19 protein-coding genes and 1 riboswitch are annotated in these 19,607 nt (G+C 46.2%); of the genes, 14 read left to right on the forward strand and 5 right to left on the reverse strand.

Going from position 1 to position 19,607, the window contains the following annotated elements; all coding sequences use genetic code 11:
* Positions 1-72: 72 nt before the first annotated feature.
* Positions 73-1,530, reverse strand: a complete 1,458-nt coding sequence (locus BLS23_RS03025) for a flavin monoamine oxidase family protein (protein ID WP_089651049.1) — start codon at positions 1,528-1,530, stop codon at positions 73-75.
* A gap of 125 nt (positions 1,531-1,655) precedes the next feature.
* On the opposite strand from BLS23_RS03025, the gene BLS23_RS03030 reads away from it, so the two are divergent.
* Positions 1,656-2,321 (forward strand): SIMPL domain-containing protein, encoded by a 666-nt coding sequence (locus BLS23_RS03030; protein WP_089651050.1) that lies wholly within the window; start codon positions 1,656-1,658, stop codon positions 2,319-2,321.
* A gap of 216 nt (positions 2,322-2,537) precedes the next feature.
* Positions 2,538-3,344 (forward strand): zinc transporter ZupT, encoded by an 807-nt coding sequence (gene zupT, locus BLS23_RS03035; protein WP_089651051.1) that lies wholly within the window; start codon positions 2,538-2,540, stop codon positions 3,342-3,344.
* Between the two features lie 44 nt (positions 3,345-3,388).
* Here zupT and BLS23_RS03040 read toward each other — a convergent pair whose 3' ends face one another.
* Positions 3,389-3,970 carry a YgjP-like metallopeptidase domain-containing protein gene (locus BLS23_RS03040; protein WP_167355992.1) on the reverse strand — a complete coding sequence of 194 codons (582 nt, stop codon included), beginning with the start codon at positions 3,968-3,970 and terminating at the stop codon, positions 3,389-3,391.
* 18 nt (positions 3,971-3,988) lie between these two features.
* Positions 3,989-5,113 carry a radical SAM/CxCxxxxC motif protein YfkAB gene (gene yfkAB, locus BLS23_RS03045; protein WP_089651053.1) on the reverse strand — a complete coding sequence of 375 codons (1,125 nt, stop codon included), beginning with the start codon at positions 5,111-5,113 and terminating at the stop codon, positions 3,989-3,991.
* A gap of 207 nt (positions 5,114-5,320) precedes the next feature.
* Between yfkAB and BLS23_RS03050 the strand changes: the two genes are divergently transcribed.
* The 4 genes from BLS23_RS03050 to BLS23_RS03065 all read left to right on the forward strand — a co-directional run bounded on the left by BLS23_RS03050 (position 5,321) and on the right by BLS23_RS03065 (position 9,910).
* Positions 5,321-6,223 (forward strand): SDR family oxidoreductase, encoded by a 903-nt coding sequence (locus BLS23_RS03050; RefSeq protein ID WP_089651054.1) that lies wholly within the window; start codon positions 5,321-5,323, stop codon positions 6,221-6,223.
* On the forward strand, positions 6,177-6,917 hold the full coding sequence (locus BLS23_RS03055; protein WP_089651133.1) for an alpha/beta hydrolase: 741 nt from the start codon (positions 6,177-6,179) through the stop codon (positions 6,915-6,917). The genes BLS23_RS03050 and BLS23_RS03055 overlap by 47 nt, the downstream gene beginning before the upstream one ends.
* Positions 6,918-6,998: 81 nt before the next feature.
* Positions 6,999-7,099, forward strand: a riboswitch (TPP riboswitch).
* 88 nt (positions 7,100-7,187) lie between these two features.
* Positions 7,188-7,754 carry an energy-coupled thiamine transporter ThiT gene (thiT, locus tag BLS23_RS03060; protein ID WP_089651055.1) on the forward strand — a complete coding sequence of 189 codons (567 nt, stop codon included), beginning with the start codon at positions 7,188-7,190 and terminating at the stop codon, positions 7,752-7,754.
* Positions 7,755-8,461: 707 nt separating this feature from the next.
* On the forward strand, positions 8,462-9,910 hold the full coding sequence (locus tag BLS23_RS03065) for a phospholipase D family protein (RefSeq protein WP_089651056.1): 1,449 nt from the start codon (positions 8,462-8,464) through the stop codon (positions 9,908-9,910).
* A 37-nt stretch (positions 9,911-9,947) separates the two neighbouring features.
* Here BLS23_RS03065 and BLS23_RS03070 read toward each other — a convergent pair whose 3' ends face one another.
* Positions 9,948-10,295: a YflT domain-containing protein gene (locus BLS23_RS03070; RefSeq protein WP_089651057.1), complete on the reverse strand. Its 348-nt coding sequence runs from the start codon at positions 10,293-10,295 to the stop codon at positions 9,948-9,950.
* 287 nt (positions 10,296-10,582) lie between these two features.
* Between BLS23_RS03070 and BLS23_RS03075 the strand changes: the two genes are divergently transcribed.
* The 6 genes from BLS23_RS03075 to BLS23_RS03100 all read left to right on the forward strand — a co-directional run bounded on the left by BLS23_RS03075 (position 10,583) and on the right by BLS23_RS03100 (position 16,986).
* The gene (locus BLS23_RS03075) at positions 10,583-11,443 is read left to right on the forward strand and encodes a DUF1028 domain-containing protein (protein WP_089651058.1); all 861 of its coding nucleotides are present in this window, start codon (positions 10,583-10,585) and stop codon (positions 11,441-11,443) included.
* A 234-nt stretch (positions 11,444-11,677) separates the two neighbouring features.
* Positions 11,678-13,261, forward strand: coding sequence for an L-lactate permease (locus BLS23_RS03080; RefSeq protein ID WP_089651059.1), 1,584 nt, complete (start codon positions 11,678-11,680; stop codon positions 13,259-13,261).
* 79 nt (positions 13,262-13,340) lie between these two features.
* On the forward strand, positions 13,341-14,045 hold the full coding sequence (locus BLS23_RS03085; RefSeq protein WP_089651060.1) for a FadR/GntR family transcriptional regulator: 705 nt from the start codon (positions 13,341-13,343) through the stop codon (positions 14,043-14,045).
* A gap of 80 nt (positions 14,046-14,125) precedes the next feature.
* Positions 14,126-14,842, forward strand: coding sequence for a (Fe-S)-binding protein (locus BLS23_RS03090; protein WP_089651061.1), 717 nt, complete (start codon positions 14,126-14,128; stop codon positions 14,840-14,842).
* A gap of 15 nt (positions 14,843-14,857) precedes the next feature.
* Positions 14,858-16,285 carry a LutB/LldF family L-lactate oxidation iron-sulfur protein gene (locus BLS23_RS03095; protein ID WP_089651062.1) on the forward strand — a complete coding sequence of 476 codons (1,428 nt, stop codon included), beginning with the start codon at positions 14,858-14,860 and terminating at the stop codon, positions 16,283-16,285.
* Positions 16,282-16,986 (forward strand): LutC/YkgG family protein, encoded by a 705-nt coding sequence (locus tag BLS23_RS03100; protein WP_089651063.1) that lies wholly within the window; start codon positions 16,282-16,284, stop codon positions 16,984-16,986. Before BLS23_RS03095 ends, BLS23_RS03100 begins: the two co-directional genes overlap by 4 nt.
* Positions 16,987-17,113: 127 nt before the next feature.
* On the opposite strand, the gene BLS23_RS03105 is transcribed toward BLS23_RS03100, so the two are convergent.
* Positions 17,114-17,374 carry a hypothetical protein gene (locus BLS23_RS03105; protein ID WP_089651064.1) on the reverse strand — a complete coding sequence of 87 codons (261 nt, stop codon included), beginning with the start codon at positions 17,372-17,374 and terminating at the stop codon, positions 17,114-17,116.
* A 206-nt stretch (positions 17,375-17,580) separates the two neighbouring features.
* On the opposite strand from BLS23_RS03105, the gene BLS23_RS03110 reads away from it, so the two are divergent.
* Together BLS23_RS03110 and BLS23_RS03115 are read left to right on the forward strand one after the other, a co-directional pair.
* Entirely contained in the window at positions 17,581-18,171 is a 591-nt protein-coding gene (locus BLS23_RS03110; protein WP_089651065.1) for a DUF2087 domain-containing protein, read from the forward strand.
* A 60-nt stretch (positions 18,172-18,231) separates the two neighbouring features.
* Positions 18,232-19,446 (forward strand): MFS transporter, encoded by a 1,215-nt coding sequence (locus tag BLS23_RS03115; protein ID WP_089651066.1) that lies wholly within the window; start codon positions 18,232-18,234, stop codon positions 19,444-19,446.
* Positions 19,447-19,607: the final 161 nt, after the last annotated feature.

A 19,607-nucleotide genomic window follows, 5' to 3' on the forward strand; every position in this document is an offset into this window, starting at 1 on the left:
ACGCTTTCATGCGGTTCCAGGTACGAGAAAAAAGTTTTCCGTACCTGGAACCACCCACACAGTCACCGACCGTCACCGTTCATTAACTTCTTTCGCACTACGGATGCCGGATTCTACAGCTCCCTCCATCCAGCCGTGGTAGGAGGATGTTTGTTCTCCAGCAAAGTGGATCCGACCTTCCGGGAGCGGCATCACTTCTTCAAGGTCACGGCTCTGTCCCGGGGTGAATAAGGTGAAGCACCCGGCGGAGAATGGATTTTGGCTCCAATTGTAAACAACGCTCTGCATGTATTCTTCGTACACGACGTTTCCATACACACGAGCGAGATTCTCTAGTACTTGTTTGGTCGCTTCTTTTTTGCTGAGGCTGTTGAACAGCAGCGCGTTCTGCCCCCAGGTGTAACTGGCAAGCAGGATCCCCGGCCCCGGCATACCCTGATGATGGCTCGCCTGATAAGCAAAGCGGATCGGTAAGTCAGAAATGAGGTTTCCGACCGCATACCTTTCCCAAAAACGGGACTTGAATTCGATGCCGATCTTGACGGCTGGTACGTTAATGACCTCTCGAATGACTTGCCATTTTTTCTGTGATAAGCACCCAAAGGGAAAAACGTCAATGAATTGAAAGGCGCTGAAAGGAATGGTCGTCAGTAAAAAATCTCCACTCCAGCACGATGGCTTCAAAAAACGCTGGTCTTCCGTGTGAACGGTGACACGGTCATGGTTGTGGACGATCTTCGTCACTTTTTGTTCAAAGTAAAGGTTATCGATGAGTTCAGGAAGAAAAGCATGAGGGAGCCGGTCATTGCCGCCCTGGATTTCAACGAATTCTGTCTGCCCATTAAAAATGGGGAACGTGATATCAATTAAAATATCAAGAAAAGAAAACTCAGGAAAGCCTTCCATGCCAAGCACGACTTTGATCATGCGTACAGCATTATTAGACATCGAGGGGCCGTAAGGGTTGTTTCTCAAATATTCCCCCATCGAAAAATTAGAAAATTGATCCTCCAATTTCTTTTTTTCCTGATCTGAACTTTTCCGGTAAAGGTCTAAAAATGGCTGAACAGCGTCAAGAAACAATTGCTCCGCCGTTTTCCCTCGTTCGTGCGGGAGGAGGTGGTATTGTAATAGGTCAGGATTTTGTTCATATTGTGAACGGAACACCTTTTGACCATTAATCATCAAAAGGTCGTTGGGTTTAGAGTTAATAAAGGGGTTGGTCGTTATGCCAAACTTATCTATATACGTTTGGACGTATTGGTGGTTTTTGGGAATTCTCATGGCGCCGGCGTCTATGTAGTTTCCGTTTGAAAAAGGTTCCCGGATGGTATGGACCCTTCCACCGACTCGATCGTTTCCTTCTAAAATAATGACGTCATGCCCGGCTTTCTTTAAAAGGGACCCGGCAACAAGCCCGGCCATACCCGCACCTAAAATAAGTATCCGTTTCTTACGTCCGTAATTAGGTAACCCCTCGAGAATATAGGATTTATATTCTTGCACGCTTTCTTCATATGCACGATGCATCGTCGCCACCCCCTTTTACTATCTATTCAAAAAATGGAAATAAAAGTATAGGGAGAAATCCTTATCTAGAGAAAGGACATAATCCTCTGCCCTCCTTCATTAAATAAAAAAGGAGGAGATGCGAGATGTATTACTCTGGTATGAGACAGGTAGGAAGAGAAGGGGAGAGCCGACTTCTTAAAGTCAATGGCGTCGGTAAAGTTCAAGTGCGTCCCGATGTTGCGAATGTGAACATCGGCGTCGTGACACAGGATAATAACTTGGAAAAAGCACAGCAGGAAAATGCTAGTACGATGGAAAATGTGCGCAGTCAGTTGGTTGCTGCCGGGATTCCGGAAGAAAACATTCAGACGGCCGACTACTTCATTTTTCCTGAGTATGATTATGTGGATGGCAAGCAGGAGTTTCGCGGTTATCAAGTGACCCATACCTTAAAAGTGACGATCGATGATGTGAGTCAAACCGGTTTTATCATCGATACAGCGGTAGCGGCCGGGGCGAACCGGATATCCAATATTTCGTTTACCGTGAGTGATCCGTATCAGAATTATCAAGAAGCGTTAAGAATCGCTCTCGGAAACGCGCTCGCAAATGCGCAGACCATTGCTAACACGATGGGGCTGAACCTGGATCAAACTCCTGTTAAGATCATTGAACTAGGCACAACGCCTGCTGTGCCCGTGCAAAGTTTTCAAAAAGCGGATGTACTCGGAGCGACTGCCACTCCGATCGAACCCGGTACGCTTGAAACGGTCGCCAGGGTGGAAGCGCATTTTCAATATTTACCTTAAATAGCTGCTTTCCAAAATGGAAGGTGGTTTTTTTATGGGCAAAAAAGGATAGATTATGCACGGGAGGACCTAAATATGAATATAAAAGTTGGGAATAATGTGTAGCACTTATTTTATGGGCTCATAAAATATAACTGAAACTAAAAAAGTTGCTCTAAGGAAAAACCTTCGTTACAATGTGCTTAGAGAAAATGTTCGAATTGAAGGAGAGGTACAATGGAAAACTTGTTATTGGCTTTCGGGCTGACCTTACTTGCCGGATTAGCCACAGGTGTAGGGAGCTTGATCGCATTTTTTGCGAAGACGACGAACACGAAGTTCCTTTCCCTTGCGCTCGGTTTTTCAGCAGGGGTCATGATCTATGTATCTATGGTGGAAATCTTTTTTAAAGCACAGGATGCCTTAGTTGATGCAATGGGGAACGAACCAGGCCGGTGGATGACCGTTGGTGCCTTCTTCGGAGGAATGCTCGTCATTGCACTCATCGATAAATTCATACCGAAGTTAGGGAACCCTCACGAAGTGAAAAAAGTGGAAGACATGTCGAAGCGTCAAACAGCTGTGAAAGATCCGGATTTATTGAAGATGGGAACGTTCACAGCGCTTGCGATCGCGATACACAACTTCCCGGAAGGAATCGCGACATTTACGGCTGCCTTGAACGACCCGGCACTCGGAATTGCGATTGCTGCGGCGATTGCGATTCATAACATTCCAGAGGGAATCGCGGTATCCGTGCCGGTTTACTATGCCACAGGAGACAAGAAGAAAGCATTCAAGCTTTCGTTCCTGAGTGGTTTGTCTGAACCGATTGGTGCGGTTCTAGCCTATCTTTTGTTGATGCCGTTCTTGAACGACATGGTGTTCGGTATTCTGTTTGCAGGGGTGGCAGGGATCATGGTGTTCATTTCTCTTGATGAATTGCTGCCTGCATCCAGAAGATACGGAGAAGCGCATTTATCGATTTACGGGGTCGTCGCCGGAATGGCGGTCATGGCTTTGAGCCTTCTGTTATTTATCTAAAAGAAAATGCCCAGCAAGCGATATCGCTTGCTGGGCATTTTTTGTTAACACGTTTTCTCGTGGATTAGATCTTCGATGGTCTCTTGGATCTTTTGTTTCGATCTTTGAACAAGCCGCCAGTTGAGATGGATGCGGTCTTGATCTTTCACACCGAGCCTGAGGTAGTCTTGTTCTGACAAGACTTGCACATCTGAAAGCATCGAAAACTTTTCCTCCGCTTTCCGGCTAAGCCATTGGCTCGCTTCTATTCTGAGCTGTTGGTTCGCTTCTTCCGCTGTCCATGTTTCGGGATAAGCAAAAAGGAAGGTTCCTTTTCGAAAAGCGAAGTGCGCTTCATCTTTATGTTCAATTTTCAGCCGGTAAGAGCGGCCAAGGTAAGAGATCTTTTCATTCTCGGAAGCGGTAAACTCATCGACCGCGTATAGATCTTCATGCGTCTTCTGCCATTTTTCAAAAATCCAGTCCGCTTTTTTCTCTACAAAAGCCTGAATCTTTGCTTCCTCTTTTTGAGGGGAAACGGTCACTTTTACACCATTTAAATCGTCGAGATAAATTTTGATAAAAGAGACCTCTTGTTTTTCTACAGTATAAGTTATTTTTCTTTTGTCAAAAGTAACAGTTGGCATCATAGCCTCCTTTCTGCCTTACAACGTAATGTGCGTTTTCCGTTTTTGGAAATCGACACCTTCATAGTACGTGTTTTTGACAAGGACATTCGGGCCGAGGCATTTCACGGCTGGACAATGACAGTTCAGGCTTTTCGCTGTACTTGTAGTAAGCCAGTTGTTGTAAGCATCTGTAAGCTTCGTGTCTTGGATGTTCCCAAGCCCAGGCTCGTCACCGAAATCTGTCACAATAATATCGCCTGAGAAAATGTTGACGTTCAAGCGGGAGCGCCCGTCTGGATCATTTCTTACCGTCACATTCTTTTCGCTGTACAGGCGCTTCAGCATATCGAGATCATCCTGTGAAGAACTGCATGGATAGTAGGGAAGCGTTCCGAATAACATCCACATGTCGTTATCGCGATGATCAAGAAGACGGTTGATGCCTTCACGCATTTGTTCAAGGCTCAACGTCTCCAAACTGCTGGCAAAATCCACTGGGTACATCGGGTGTATTTCGTGGCGCGCACATTTCATTTCTTTCACATGATCATGAATCGATTCAAGGTAGGGGAACGTACGGCGGTTGAGCATCGTTTCAGCCGAGACCATGACCCCTTCTTCAGAAAGCCGCTGAGAATTTTCTACCATCCGGTCAAAGAATTTCTTGCGGTTTTCTTCCGATGGTTTCCGCTCCATGCGGGCAAAACCGGTATGGATGAATTCTTCGATCGTTCCCCAGTTGTGGGAAATATGTAAAACGTCCAAATAAGGAATGATCGGGATGTAACGCTCATACGGAAGCGTCAAGTTGGAATTGATTTGTGTCCGCACTCCGCGCTCGTGCGCGTATTTCAGCAATGGGACCACATAGTTCTCTACAGACTTCTTCGACATCATTGGTTCCCCGCCCGTGATGCTGAGCGTCCTCAAATGAGGGATTTCATCGAGTCGCTTTCTGAGCAAGTCCATCGGCAAAGCCTCGGGGTCCTTCGCACCTAACGTATATCCGACCGCACAGTGCTCACAACGCATGTTGCAGAGCGTCGTCGTCGTAAATTCAATATTCGATAACGTCATTTTTCCGTGTTCTTCCACGTCCATATACGCTTCCCACGGGTCATAAGAAGGGGTAAGCGCCTGAAGCTTCATGTTCGTACTCATAAAATATGAAACTTCCTTTCTATTAATATTTATTCGGTCGATAACCTTTACCATTCTACCATTAATATGCTTAAAACCATACAATATGTATCGGAATTATGCCGTGACATGCCCATATGGATCTGTTTAGCTTTTATGGAAAGAGGAGAATAAGGGTGTGACATCGAATGATATGGGGTAACGACTAGCACAAGGGGGAGTCAGAATATGAAACAAACCGTACTCATTACAGGAGCATCCAGTGGATTCGGTTTCCATACAGCTGTGAAATGTGCACAAAAAGGTTTTCGTGTTATCGCCACGATGAGAAATGTAGAAAAGGCCTCCGCATATGAAACGCTCGACGAGGAGGTACAGAAACGCATCGAAGTATGGCCATTGGATGTGACGGATGCACAGTCGCTCGAGCGTTTTTCAGAAAAAGTGAACACGCTGGAACGACTGGACGTACTCGTCAATAACGCGGGTTATGCTGTCGGCGGATTTCTTGAACAGGTGCCGCTTGAAACGTACCGCAAGCAATTTGATACGAACGTTTTCGGTGTCATTGCCGTAACTAAAGCGGTTCTGCCATTAATGCGCAAACAGGGGAGAGGAAAGATTTTAAATGTCAGCAGTGTGAGTGGCTTGATCGGTTTTCCGGGTTTATCTGCCTATGTTTCTTCCAAACATGCATTGGAAGGATTATCGGAAAGTCTCCGTTTCGAAGTGAAACCGTTTGGAATTGATGTCGCTTTGATCGAGCCGGGCTCTTACCAGACGAATATATGGTCGACAGGTCTTGAAATGCCGGAAGCCGTACAGGATCCGGAATCTCCTTATGCCGAATACATAAAAGGGTTGTGGAGTGCGCTCAACAAAGAAACGCATGGAAATCCTCAGGATGTATCTGACCTGATGACCGGGTTGATGGAAAAAGAATCGCTTGGGAAACTCCGCTATCCGATCGGTGCCGGTGTGAGGGCGAACGTGTGGTTCAAACGCTTGCTGCCGTGGAAGTGGCTGGAAAAGACCGTGTTACAAAAAATTCTAGGAAAAGAGAAAGCCAAAGGAGTGGGATTGAATGGAAAAAGTGATGCATGGAGCGGAGGAGATGCGCTTCGAGGGTAATGAAGTCGGAATCCTCGTGTCTCACGGGTTTACAGGAACGACACAAAGCATGAAGCCTTTAGTTGAAGCCTATGCTAGAGCTGGGTACACCGTTTATTGTCCGAGGTTAAAAGGTCACGGAACAAGCCCGGAGGATATGGAATCCACCTCTCATATGGATTGGGTGCATTCAGTAGAAGAAGCGTACACCTGGTTAAAAGAAAGGTGTTCGAAAATATTTGTCGTAGGGTTATCCATGGGGGGAACCCTTGCGTTGTATATGGCGAGTGAGTACCGGGACATTGAAGGAGTCATTCCAATCAATGCGGCCATTGATATTCCCGCACTTGAAAATAGCCAGGGAACGGACGAACGCTTTTTAGATGCGATCGGCTCGGATATCAAGGATCCTGCAACTGTCGAGCTTGCGTATGACCGCACACCGGTGAAATCGATCGGTGAGCTCGTCGGATTGATGGGCAAGGTGAAGGACAGGCTTGATGAAATTCATTGCCCGATTATGATTTTCGTATCGGATGAGGATCACGTCGTTCCTCCTCACAATTCAGAAGTCATCTTCGAATCGGTATTTTCTGAACACAAAGAGATCATCCATCTGGAAAACAGTTACCATGTGGCGACCCTTGATCATGATAAGGATATGATTATCGAGCGAACCCTGGAATTTTTCCAAATGTACACGAACACAAAGTGATTGCCCGGGAAATATAAAAGGTTTTGTAATCTAGTAAAAAGTTTATTATAATAGAGACAAATCAAGAAAAGTAAACGGTATAAAGCCTTCAAGGGGAGCCTCCGGCTGAGAGTGAACGTTAATGTTCTGACCCTTCGAACCTGTCAGTTAGCACTGGCGTAGGGATGGCGGCTTTTTTGATGGTGCAATGCAGAATTGGGACTCCTCCATCAGGAAGCTTCCCTATTTGGCGTTGCTTTTTTTGTGTCTTTTTTTAGGAGGAATGTTGAAATGAGAAATCGTCGCGTTTTATTTCTCGTAGAGATTGCGATTTTTTCAGCACTCGCACTATTGTTGGATATCATCCCGTTTTTATCGTTTAAACTGTGGGCGCAGGGAGGATCCGTATCCTTTGCCATGGTCCCAGTCTTCATCATGGCGTTCCGCTGGGGGGTAAAAGGTGGTGTCACCACTGGTTTGCTTTTAGGGATCTATCAAATCATGACAGGCGCCTATATTATGACCCCTCTTCAGGCGTTTCTTGACTATGTCGTCGCCTTTGCTGTGATTGGAACGGCTGGATTAGTAGCTAAACCGCTATGGAATGCGATCAAATCGAAAGAGTCCCGTCGATTGGTCGGATGGATCATTGTCGGCTGCCTGATCGGAAGTGTGCTGCGCTTTTTCGGACACTTTTTTGCAGGCATTGTTTTTTATGGCGAGTTCGCCCCTGAAGGCCAGCCGGTCTGGTTGTATTCCCTCGTCTATAATGGTGGATACATGCTTCCGGCGTTTATCTTAAGCAGTATCGTCGTCAGTCTCCTATTTGTAAAACGACCAACACTATTAAGCCATTAATAAGAATCCCCCGATTGATGTTTCGGCATCAAACGGGGGATTTTAGTTATTTCTTTATCATTGTTCCATAAACGCTCCAGTTTGTGGAAGATTCAGTTTCCAGATAACCGGGGTTCGTTTGCCTTATTTAGAGTCAGGGGTTGTTGGGAAGCCACTCGCTTTCCTGTGGGGGAGCGCCGAGCTTCCTCAGGCTATCGCCTTGCGGGATCTCGCCTGTCTCCTTCTCCCACGGGAGTCTCGCAGCTTCCCAACAACCCCATTCCATGTAACAGAAACGAACCCCTATACCAAGATGAGGGGTGTTCACACCATACTCAGATGTAGGCATAAGAGGCTCTATATCAGGCTTCCTGGGGAGAGTATGATGTTATCCATTTTGCTTGAGTACACAAGCAGCGTTTCCAGAAATAGTTTCGAGACACTTACATGGCAAAGGGGCGGAGGGGAATGGCGAGACTCCTGCGGGAAAAAAGTGCTTGGTGAGACCCCGCAGAGCGAAGCTCGAGGAGGCTCACCGCGCTCCCGCGGAAAGCGAGCTATTCCCCGTAGCCCCCACCCAATCAATAAAAGTCTCGAAATCGAGTCTTCCACAATCCTGCCATTTATTCGAATAAAATGTATTTTATTTGATTTTTTCTTCTATCGAGGTTTGAAACAGGCGATTATAGTGAAAATAAGATAAGCACTTTAGTTGGGGAGGCTACGTAATGGACCGTTTAAAGCGGATAGGGAAAAGTAAGTGGTTTTGGATCATCGTCATCATTATAGCTATTTTAAGTGTTACGATTGCTTATCATACTTCATGGAAAGCTCTTCCTGAGGGGATTTCTTATGAAGGGGAAAAGCACAAGATGGAAAATATCGAGTTTTTCCGTGATTTAACATACGAAAATGAAGCAGGAAAGACCGTGCATGACCTTCAGGTTTTTAAAGAGATCAATCAAACCATATCGGAAGCTGAAGACTTTATTGTAGCGGATATGTTCTTATTCAATGGCTACACGAATGGGAAAAACGAGTTTCCACAGATCTCCAGTAATTTAGTGGATGCCATCTTAAAAAGGAAAGAGGAAGTCCCTGATTTGAAGGTTGTTTTCATAACCGATCAAATTAACACGATTTACGGGTCGTATGAATCGGAGACGATCAAGCGTCTGGAGGATGGCGGGGTCGATGTCGTTTTGACCAATTTGAATAAATTGAGAGATTCGAATCCTTTATACTCGAGCGTTTGGCGCCTGTTGTTTTCATGGATGGGTACCGGAGACAATGGTTGGATCAGTAACCCTATGGCCAAAGAAGCTCCGGATGTGACGCTCAGATCGTATATGAAGCTGTTGAACATCAAGGCGAACCATAGGAAAATCCTTGTGACAGAGAAATCTGCGATTGTCTCGACAGCGAATCCTCATGATGCCAGTGGTTATCATGAAAACGTGGCGTTCAAGATGACGGGGCCGATCATCAAAGATATTTTAGAAGCCGAAGAAGCCGTTGTTAACTATTCAGGGGAGGCTGATTTTCCTGAATATGAGAACCGTAATTGGGAGGCGCAGGAAGGTCCTCTGACGACTCAATTTGTAACGGAAGGGAAAATTTATCGAGCGATTCTCGATGAATTGTCTGCAGCAGGTGAAGGGGATACCGTCTGGCTCGGGATGTACTATCTGGCTGATAAGAAAATCATGAGTTCGCTTGATGATGCAGCCAACCGCGGAGCTACGGTGAACATTGTGATGGACCCAAACAAAAAGGCGTTTGGTCATGAAAAAACCGGCATTCCTAATTTACCTGTAGCTGCCGAGTTACAGCGCCTGGGTAACGAAAATATCCACTTGCGCTGGTATGACGTCAATATTGAACAGTATCACACGAAAATGCTGTACATCGACCATCCTGAGGAAGATGTCATCATCGCGGGGTCTGCGAACTATACGCGTCGTAACCTATCCAATTTAAACTTGGAAGCCGATGTTGTCATCAAAGGGAATGGAGAAGAACAAGTATTTACAGATGTAAATGATTACTTTACACGTATTTGGAATAATGAAGATGGACATTATACGGCTGACTATAAAGAATACCAGGATAATTTAACATTCATCCGTTATGCCACCTATTACTTGCAGAAATGGACATGGTTTACCACATACTGATAGAAAAGGAGCGCACATTCCGTGCGCTCCTTTCTTTTTATAATAGGGTTTCTGCTTTAGCAGGGTTTGTCACGATAAGGAGAACTTTCCCTTCATCCAGATCTTCTTCGTATTCTTCTGCTTCCTGTTCAGAAAATCCGATTTCCTGAAGTTTTGTACGTAGTTCGTCGCCCTGTTTGCTGAAGAGATTGCTGATTACGTTTTTGATGTCCTGTTCGGAAAGGCCGATGGTATTGGCGTTGACGTTTTTAGCAATGCGGTCTGTACGGTCGTCATCGTGCGACAGGATGTAAATGTCTTTGTTGTCGATGCCTTCGTCTTTTAAGCGCTTCACATCTTCCATCAGTTTTTCATCATTTGTGTATTCACGAACTGTTGGTTTCATCTTTGATCTCTCCCTTTTTCTAATAGCTGCTACGGTATGGAATGTACCCGGGTGGAGATGAATTAAACGTGTGAATGCGCAGAGGTTTTATCAACCAAAACGAAAAGGATATCAATCAAAACGTAAAAATATCAATTGAAAATTTCTTATATCAATTAAAAATTCAATAAATCAACTGAAATCCAGATATATCAATTAAGCTTCTAATCGCTAAAAACTCCCAAACCGAAATTTTGCAGGAATTTGTCCAAACATCCCGAATTACATATAAGATTGGAGGGAAGAAAATGAAATCAAAGATCATCGCTACGTTTTCTATTTGTGCGCACGACCCTGAAACAGGGGAGTGGGGCGTTGCCGTACAGTCGAAGTTTTTAGGTGTTGGATCGATTGTTCCGTGGGCGAAAGCAGGTGTGGGGGCAATTGCTACCCAGGCGCTTGGAAACCCCCAGTATGGGCCGGACGGACTGAACCTGCTCGAACAAGGGCTTTCAGCTGAGGAAGTGATCGAGCGGTTAACTTCTGAGGATCCACAAAAGGAAGACCGCCAAGTCGGAATTGTCGATGCGAAAGGAAACGGGGCTACGTTTACAGGTAAGGAGTGCTACGAGTGGGCTGGCGGCAAAGTCGGCAAACACTATGCCGCTCAAGGAAACATCCTTGTGAATGAGGAGACCGTCACCGATATGGGGGGAGCTTTTGAACATGCAAAAGGTTCTCTTGCTGATCGTTTGATGACAGCCATCAAAGCCGCTCAGCGTGCTGGGGGAGACAGCCGCGGGAAACAATCGGCAGCCATCCTCGTTGTTAAAGATAAGGCAGGATATGGGGAACTCAGCGATGTCGCTGTCGATCTCCGAGTCGATGATCATCCGGAACCGATTGAAGAACTGGACCGCATCTATCAGCTGCACCAACTCTATTTCGGGGCATCCGATTCTGATGATGTCGTAGGACTGGATGGTGAGGTGAAGGCAGAGGTCGAAAGTCACTTGCGTCGTCTCGGTTATCTCGAATCAGAGGACGTTACCCTTGATGAGTTTTACGATACGTTCACAACATACTTGCACACGGAAAACTTTGAAAGCCGTGAGCAGGAGCGCGGTAAGATTGATTTGAAAGTTCTTGAATACATGAAAAATCAATGAGTGTGAAAGCCGTACATGAGAGATGTACGGCTTTTTGATTGAACTATTTTCTAGGAATCCTTTTACCTAATAGGGAAAAGTTCAGCAACTTTTGTCTTTTCTGTGAAATTCATAAAAGCGTTTGCAAAAACCACACCATCGGTATAAAATATAAGTAAAGCAGGTCATCTGATGACCTTACTTTTATACATGTATTGAAAGCGTTGACAAATCGTGTGGTGGGGGAGGATTTATATGATTTTATTCGTAGCTTTGAGTGCGATACTCGCTCCTTTTATTTTTCTGGTCCTTTTACGAATGCCAGCGAAAAAAGGGATGTTGTATAGCGCATTGATTGTGATCGGCCTTGCTTACTTCGTATGGGGTGTGGGGGAGAGGGTGATTGCTGCCTCTATACTGGAGGGCGCGCATAAGACGTTAACCATCCTGTTTATTTTATTCGGAGCGATTGTTCTTTTGAACACACTAAGGAACACAGGTGCGGTGGATCGGATCAATCAAGGATTCCGGAGCATTTCCAAAGATATGAGAGTGCAGATTGTCATTGTGGCCTTCTTATTCGGCGCCTTGATCGAAGGGGCCGCGGGTTTTGGGACGCCGGCGGCTGTGACAGGGCCGTTGATGGTAGCTTTAGGATTTTCACCACTGGCTGCCGCGGCCATTGCGCTTATAGCGGATAGTTCAGCGGTTTCTTATGGAGCAGTTGGCACGCCGATCCAGGTCGGATTGAGTAATATTCCGGGAGCAGATCTTTCTTATTACAAAGAAATTGGAGTACAAGTCGCGTTTTTTGATCTGTTTGCAGGAAGTTTCATTCCACTTATACTTGTAGTCATTCTAACCGTCTTTTTTGGGAAGAAACGAAACCTCAGAGATATTAAACAAATGATTCCTTGGACACTTTTGATCGGTTTCGCCTATACATTATCCGCTTATCTTTATGCAAGTTTGTTCGGTCATGAGTTCGTCGCAATATTAGCTTCTTTGACCGGCCTGCTCGTCGCCACCTTAACGGCGAAGAAAGGTTTTCTGCTTCCTGATGATCCTTGGCAGGAAGCCCTTCAAGAGGAAAAGGGGGCCGATGAACCTGTCTCTATGAGTTTGTGGGCGGCTTGGGCTCCTTATGTGATCATTGTCTTGCTCTTGCTTGTGACAAGGATTGTTCCATCAGTCAAATCATTCGCGTTGACCTGGGTTGATCTTTCCTGGGCAGATATTTTAGGTGTGGAAGGGATTACGTCCTCTTGGCAAGTGCTTTATTCTCCGGGATCTGTATTAGTCTTTGCTGCCATCACGGCGGTCGTTGTGCAGAGGAAGTCCTTTGACCGGTTTACGAAGGCAGCGAAAGAATCCGTGCTCTCCATGAAGGATGCGGCTTTAGCGTTAGTCGCGACACTTGCGCTTGTTCAGGTGTTTACGAATTCAGGAATGAACGCTCAAGATCTTGTAAGCATGCCCCAGTACATCGCCCAGACACTCGCCGCGGGATTCGGGTCCATGTGGGTCATGGTTGCTCCTTTTCTTGGCCAGCTCGGAGCGTTCATTACCGGAAGCGCTACGGTCTCAACGCTGACGTTTTCACCCGTTCAGTACAGTATTGCTCAGGAAACGGCCCTTGCAAAAGATACCGTGTTGTCCTTGCAGGTTCTCGGTTCATCGGCAGGCAATATGATTTGTGTGCATAATGTCGTAGCTGCAGGTGCGGTCGTAGGACTCGCAGGAAAAGAAGGGGATATCATTAGAAAAACGATCGGCCCTGCTTTGTTGTATGGGCTGCTTGTCGGAACCGCTGCTCTTGTTTATCTTTTCTTTACTTAGAAATCGCTTTCTCTTTTAAAGGATATGGTTTTCGATTAGAATAGTAGAAAGAGACAAGCGAAACTTTGGAGGAAACAGCGTGAATTATAAACCGATTCGTACGAAAAAAATATATGAACAAGTAGCCGATTCGCTTTTGGATTCATTGAAAAAAGGGGAATTGAAGCCGGGAGACAAGTTGGATAGTGTCGAGAGTCTGGCCGGCAGCTTCAGTGTCGGAAGGTCGGCGATCCGTGAGGCGTTAAGTGCACTGAGAGCCATGGGAATTCTCGAAATGCGCCAGGGGGAAGGAACGTATGTGAAGGCCTTCGATCCTTCGAGGTTTTCTTTACCCGTATCCGTCGCTTTTTTGATGAAACAGGACGATATGAAAGATTTGATGGAAGTGAGACATATTCTGGAGGTCGGTGCTGCTGGGACAGCTGCCCGGACGAGGCAGGAGGATGACCTCAGAGCGATGGAGCAGGCCTTGGCGGATATGGAAAAAGCGAAAGGAAACGGGGAGCTCGGCGAAAAGGCGGACCTCGAATTCCATATTGCCCTTGTTAAAGCGACACAAAATCAGATTTTAATTAATCTGATGAACAGTGTTTCTGAAATTATGATGCAGGCCATGAGGGAAACCCGCAAACTTTTGCATACGCCGCAAGGAACGAACCGTCTGCTGAAGCAGCATAAACAAATTCTGGATGCGGTCACAGCTCAAGATGAAGCCTTAGCCCAAGAGGCGATGGTCCGTCACTTGGAAAGTGTGGAAGAACATTTAGCTGAATATTTATCATAAAAAGGATTCTGTTGTCAGTATCCTTTCTCAAATGTTAAGTCATCTGATGACCTTATGTGTAAAAAGGAGGATATACCCTTATGAAGGTTTCATTATTTATTACCTGTCTTTGCGATACGTTCACACCAGACGTCGGGAAAGACACGGTCCAACTGCTCGAACGCTACGGATGTGACGTGGATTTTCCTGCCAACCAGACCTGTTGCGGCCAACCGGCATTCAACAGTGGATACAAGCAAGAAGCGATCAAAGCGATGAAACAAATGATCCGAGCCTTTGAAGCATCACAATACGTGGTCGGCCCATCCGGTTCCTGCGTGCAGATGATCAAGGAGTATCCACATGCGTTGAAGGATGAACCGGAGTGGCGCGAACGAGCACAGGCTGTCGCGGAGAAAACATATGAACTGACGCAGTTTTTAGTAGAAGTTTTGCACGTGGAGGATGTGAAGTCGACGTTTCAAGGGACAGCGACGTATCATCCGTCCTGTCATATGACACGTCTTTTAGGAGTGAAGGATGCGCCAAGAATTTTACTGGAAAACGTAGAAGGGTTGCATTTGATCGAGCTTCCGATGAAGGAAGATTGCTGTGGGTTCGGGGGCACGTTCGCTGTGAAAAATGCGGCCGTGTCTGGTCAAATGGTGGATGAAAAAGCCCAGCATATCGATGAAACCGGGGCTGAATATCTCATTGGCGGTGATATGGGCTGCCTGATGAATATGGGTGGATGCATGAGCCGGAACAAACAGGATGTGAAAGTACTGCACATCGCTCAAGTGCTGAACAGCCAATAAGAAAGGAGAAATCACATGGGAATTAAAATCGGGGATAAGCCGTATGCCGAACGGATTCAGGCCGGGATCGAAAATAGTTTTATGAGACAAGCCGTATCTTCGGCTCAGGGCCGTTTCCGAAGCGGACGTTTGAAAGCGGCCGAAGAACTCGGCGATTGGGAAGATTGGCGGACGCTTGGCGAAGAAATCCGTCATCATACGATGGAAAACCTGGACTACTATTTGCATCAGCTGAGCGAACAAGTGGAAAAGCGAGGCGGAACGGTATTTTTTGCAGAAACCGCTGAGGAAGCGAACGCTTACGTCCAGGAAGTCGCGAAGAAAAAGCAGGCACGTAAAGTTGTGAAATCAAAGTCGATGGTCACAGAAGAAATCGGCTTGAATGAAGCCTTGGAAAAGAGCGGCTGTGAAGTGGTGGAATCAGATCTAGGGGAGTGGATCTTGCAGCTCGATGAAGATCCCCCGTCCCACATCGTCACCCCTGCCCTTCATAAAAATAAAGAGCAGATCCGCGAAACGTTTGCGAATAAAAAGGGCTATACGAAAACCGATCAGCCCGAAGAACTGGCCGCCTTTGCCCGCGAACAGCTCCGAAAAGATTTTCTGGAAGCAGACCTCGGTGTGACGGGATGTAACTTCGCTGTCGCTGAATCCGGAGCGGTCACGCTTGTAACGAATGAAGGAAACGCCCGCATGGTCACTTCCCTTCCTGATACCCACATTGCCGTCATGGGCATGGAGCGCGTCGTTCCCACGTGGGAAGAGCTTGAAGTCGTGGTCAGCTTACTTACGAGAGCGGCCGTTGGCCAAAAACTGACGAGTTACATCACGGCACTTACAGGAACAAGGTTAGAAGACGAAACAGACGGGCCGGAGGATTTCCATCTCGTCATTGTCGATAACGGACGTTTGAAAATTCTAGGGACAGAATTTCAGTCTGCGCTGCATTGCATTCGCTGTGCCGCCTGTATCAATGCCTGCCCGGTGTACCGGCATGTGGGCGGCCACTCTTACGGTTCCATCTATCCCGGTCCAATCGGTGCTGTCTTAACACCACTCCTCGACGGGTACGAAGACCACAAAGATCTGCCTTATGCATCTACGCTGTGCGCCGCCTGCACAGAGGCATGTCCTGTGAAGATTCCGCTTCATGAACATTTGATCCGGCACCGCGAAATCATCGTTGAACGGGAACAAAGGGGGGCGAAGTCTGAAGAATGGATGATGAAAGGATTCGCCAAATGGGCATCCACACCTGCTGCCTATAAAATGAGTACGAAAATGGCGAGAACAGCGATGAAACCGTGGACGAAAGACGAGCAGATCGAAAAAGGTCCGGGACCGCTGAAAGGATGGACGGAGAGCCGCGATTTTCCTGCCCCCGCGAAGAAGAACTTCCGGGAATGGTACAAACAACGAGAAAAAAGGAGGGGAGAAGCATGACCGTTCATAATCGGACATCGTTTCTTGATCGTGTCGCCGAGAATCTTGGCCGGGAGCGGCGTACAGAAGTGCAAGCTCCCGTGTATTCCGTACAGCCGCAGGACCGTGTTTTCCAAGGAGCCACCCAGGACGAACTGATCGAAAAGTTGGAAGCCCAATGCAGCGTCATTCATACATCCTTCGATCGAACAACACGCGCTGCTCTTGGTGACTCCTTACAAAAAGTGCTCGCTTCGTTTGAAGGTTCCAGGAAAGTCATCAGCGCAGGAGGTCCGAGGTTGGATGAATTTGGGTTGCCCGGTATTTATGATGAGCTACGGGAAGAAGGCTTCGACTTTCGCATTTGGAATGACCAAGAAGGCGACGTAACCTTTGCCGAACAGGCAGGCGTCGGGATCGTCTTCAGTGACATCACCCTTGCAGAATCCGGGACGGTGACCCTTTTCAACGATAAACATAACGGTAGATCCATCAGCCTTCTCCCGGAAACGTTTATCGCCATCATTCCGAAAAGTACGTTGGTACCGAGAATGACGCAGGCAGCGCGGGTGATTCATGAACAGGAACAGAAAGGGAACCCTGTTTCGTCATGCGTCAGTTTTATTACAGGACCGAGCAACAGTGCGGATATTGAAATGAACTTGATCGTCGGTGTTCACGGACCTGTAAAAGCGGCCTATATTCTGGTGGAAGATTTATAGTGGTTGGGATAACGAAAAGCACCCGGTATGGGGTGCTTTTTTTTGATGGGAAATAGTGGAATCATCTATAATCAAACCGACATTTTAGAACCTTCTCCATTCACTTCCTCCTTCTCCAATGATTCAGTTATCCCATCACAATGGAGAGGAAGTTAATAAACGTAAACCAACCGAGTGAAGCTAAGCTTAGTGACAAGACGGAAACGCTCAATAGAGGGTGCTTTTTGGATCGTAAAAGATGGATGCTGGAATAGAAAAGGCTCGTGATGAATATAAAACCGAGCAAAATGTTCCACTCCATGGACATCCTTAGTCCGAAATCAAAAAGGGCATGCGCGATATAAAATACATGTACAACTAATAAAAACAAGAAAAATTGCTTTTTCATAAAATGCTCCTCTCCAGCACATTTGAACTTTATTCTCATTTTTCCAAACCTAGATCTTAAGCTCCATTATTTCAAAACTAGAAAAATTATACAAATCGTTTAGATATTAGGATTCTTCCAATTCCATGGGACTTGTCGTTATTGACATTTTCAACTAATTAGATTAATGTTTAATTAGATATACATTTAATTAGTGGGGTGGAAAGATGCAATTAGAAAAAATGGTCGCGTTTCATAAAGCGGTGGGAGATCCGACACGGTTAAGGATCATCGCACTTTTACGAAAGGGACCTCTGCACGGCCAGGCAATCGCAGGGAAGCTGGGATTGCGCCCGCCGACAATTACCCATCATTTGAAGAAGCTGAAAGATACAGGGGCGGTCTACTCGAGAAGGGATAAAAATACGATTTATTTTTATTTGAATGAACAGAATTTGGAATTCATGACGACCGCTATATTAAGGATTGGAGATGGTGAACGAGTGGTAGCCGAAGAATTGAAAGTAGATGCAAAAGATCAGGCGAAAATCATTAAAAATTTTGTCACGGTGGAAGGGAAACTGAAACAGATGCCAAGCCAGCTGAAGAAGAAAAACGTCATTCTTTCTTATTTTGTCCAATGGTTTGAACATGGAAAAACCTATGACGAGAAAGAGGTCAATGAATATATCAAAACATTCTTCGATGATTTTGCGACCGTCAGACGGGAATGGATCATGCAGCAGTTCATGTACAGGGAAAACAATCAGTATGAGCTGAACCCTGTGGAAATGTGGCCGGTCGTCGTCCAAAGGTGACGACATGGCTTCTTTTTTTGAAAATCTAATTAGATGTATATCTAACTGGTTGTGGTTTGTATGATACGCACGCATTCTTATCGTTATCTGTTTTATTCAGGGATCGTCAATGGGATCGGTGACCGCTTCAGTCAGGTAGCGGTTTTGACGCTTCTTTTACAACTGACCGGTTCAGGGTTGGCGGTAGGAGCGGCTCTTGGGTTAAGGGTGGTTCCCTACTTGCTGTTATCCCCGCTCGGAGGAAGGCTGGCCGATCGTTTTCACAAAAAGTGGCTGCTTGTGCTGACAGACGTGTTCAGGATTCCGTTTGCCCTCAGTTTTTTGCTGGTGGATACGAAGGAGATGGTGTGGCTCGTCTTCACGGCGATGTTCGTCCTGGCTTGCGGGGAGGCTGTTTATCAGCCGGTACGGAAAAGCTTGATTGCTACGATTGTAGAAAAAGAGGATTTGGTGAAGGTGAATGGCTGGGAGCAGCTGCTGCTTGGAGTCGTTTTGATCGCCGGCTCCATTACAGGTGGCGTGGTCGCATATGTCTTCGGAACTTCATTCGCCTTTTGGCTTAACGGCCTTTCTTTTGTTGCGGCAGCTGTACTGGTTCTCCCTCTAAAGCGACCTCTATCGAGCAGCCATTTTGAAAAAGAAGAAACGAAAAAACGCGTCCATTGGGAAGGGTGGATGATTTTTGTTGTTGTCATTCAGCTTGTCGGCGCTACGATGGATGGGGCGTTCAATGTCTTAATCAGTGTATATGGGGCCGAAACGTTTCATCTTGGCGAACTTGGCGTCGGTTTCTTATATGGAGCTCTCGGCACAGGGCTGGTGGCCAGTTTCTTTTTTTCTAGTAAGATTAAAACCTATGGTCTCCCGTTATGTCTGGCTCTCCTTATCGTCGAAGGGATGCTCCATCTGCTCGCCAGCCGTATGGCCAATTTTCCTGGTTTGTGGATGACGTTCGTATCGATCGCCTTGATCGGTGGTGTATGGGGCGCTCTGCTGGATGCTTTTCTCATGAAAAATATGAAAGCCGAAGATCAGGGGCGTGTTTTCGGTTGGATGGAATCATGGACTAACGTTCAGCTTGGGCTCATGATGTTTGCCTCCGGTTGGTTTTTAGATGTGTTCAGTGCCCGCACCCTTGGTTTGTGGGGAGGGGGGATCGGAATCATTGGAGGTGTTTGGCTGCTATTCTTCTATTTTCAATTTAGAAAAAGGCAAGCTTTCACATCAGTTGAAGAGGGAAGTGATGTATCCTGCCGCAATAAAGAGCGCGAATAGAACGATGAAAATGAGAACGATCGATAAAATAATGCCGCGGATTTTTCGAATGATTTGAAATAGGGTTTCTAGTACATTCATTGCCATCACCACTTTTCATAAGTTTATTTTATTTGTTACCTTCCCATTAATTGTAATTATAAACGCCAGCAAAAAAGGGA

Origin of the sequence: Halobacillus aidingensis (assembly GCF_900104185.1) — a bacterium.
Classification (GTDB): domain Bacteria; phylum Bacillota; class Bacilli; order Bacillales; family Halobacillaceae; genus Halobacillus; species Halobacillus aidingensis.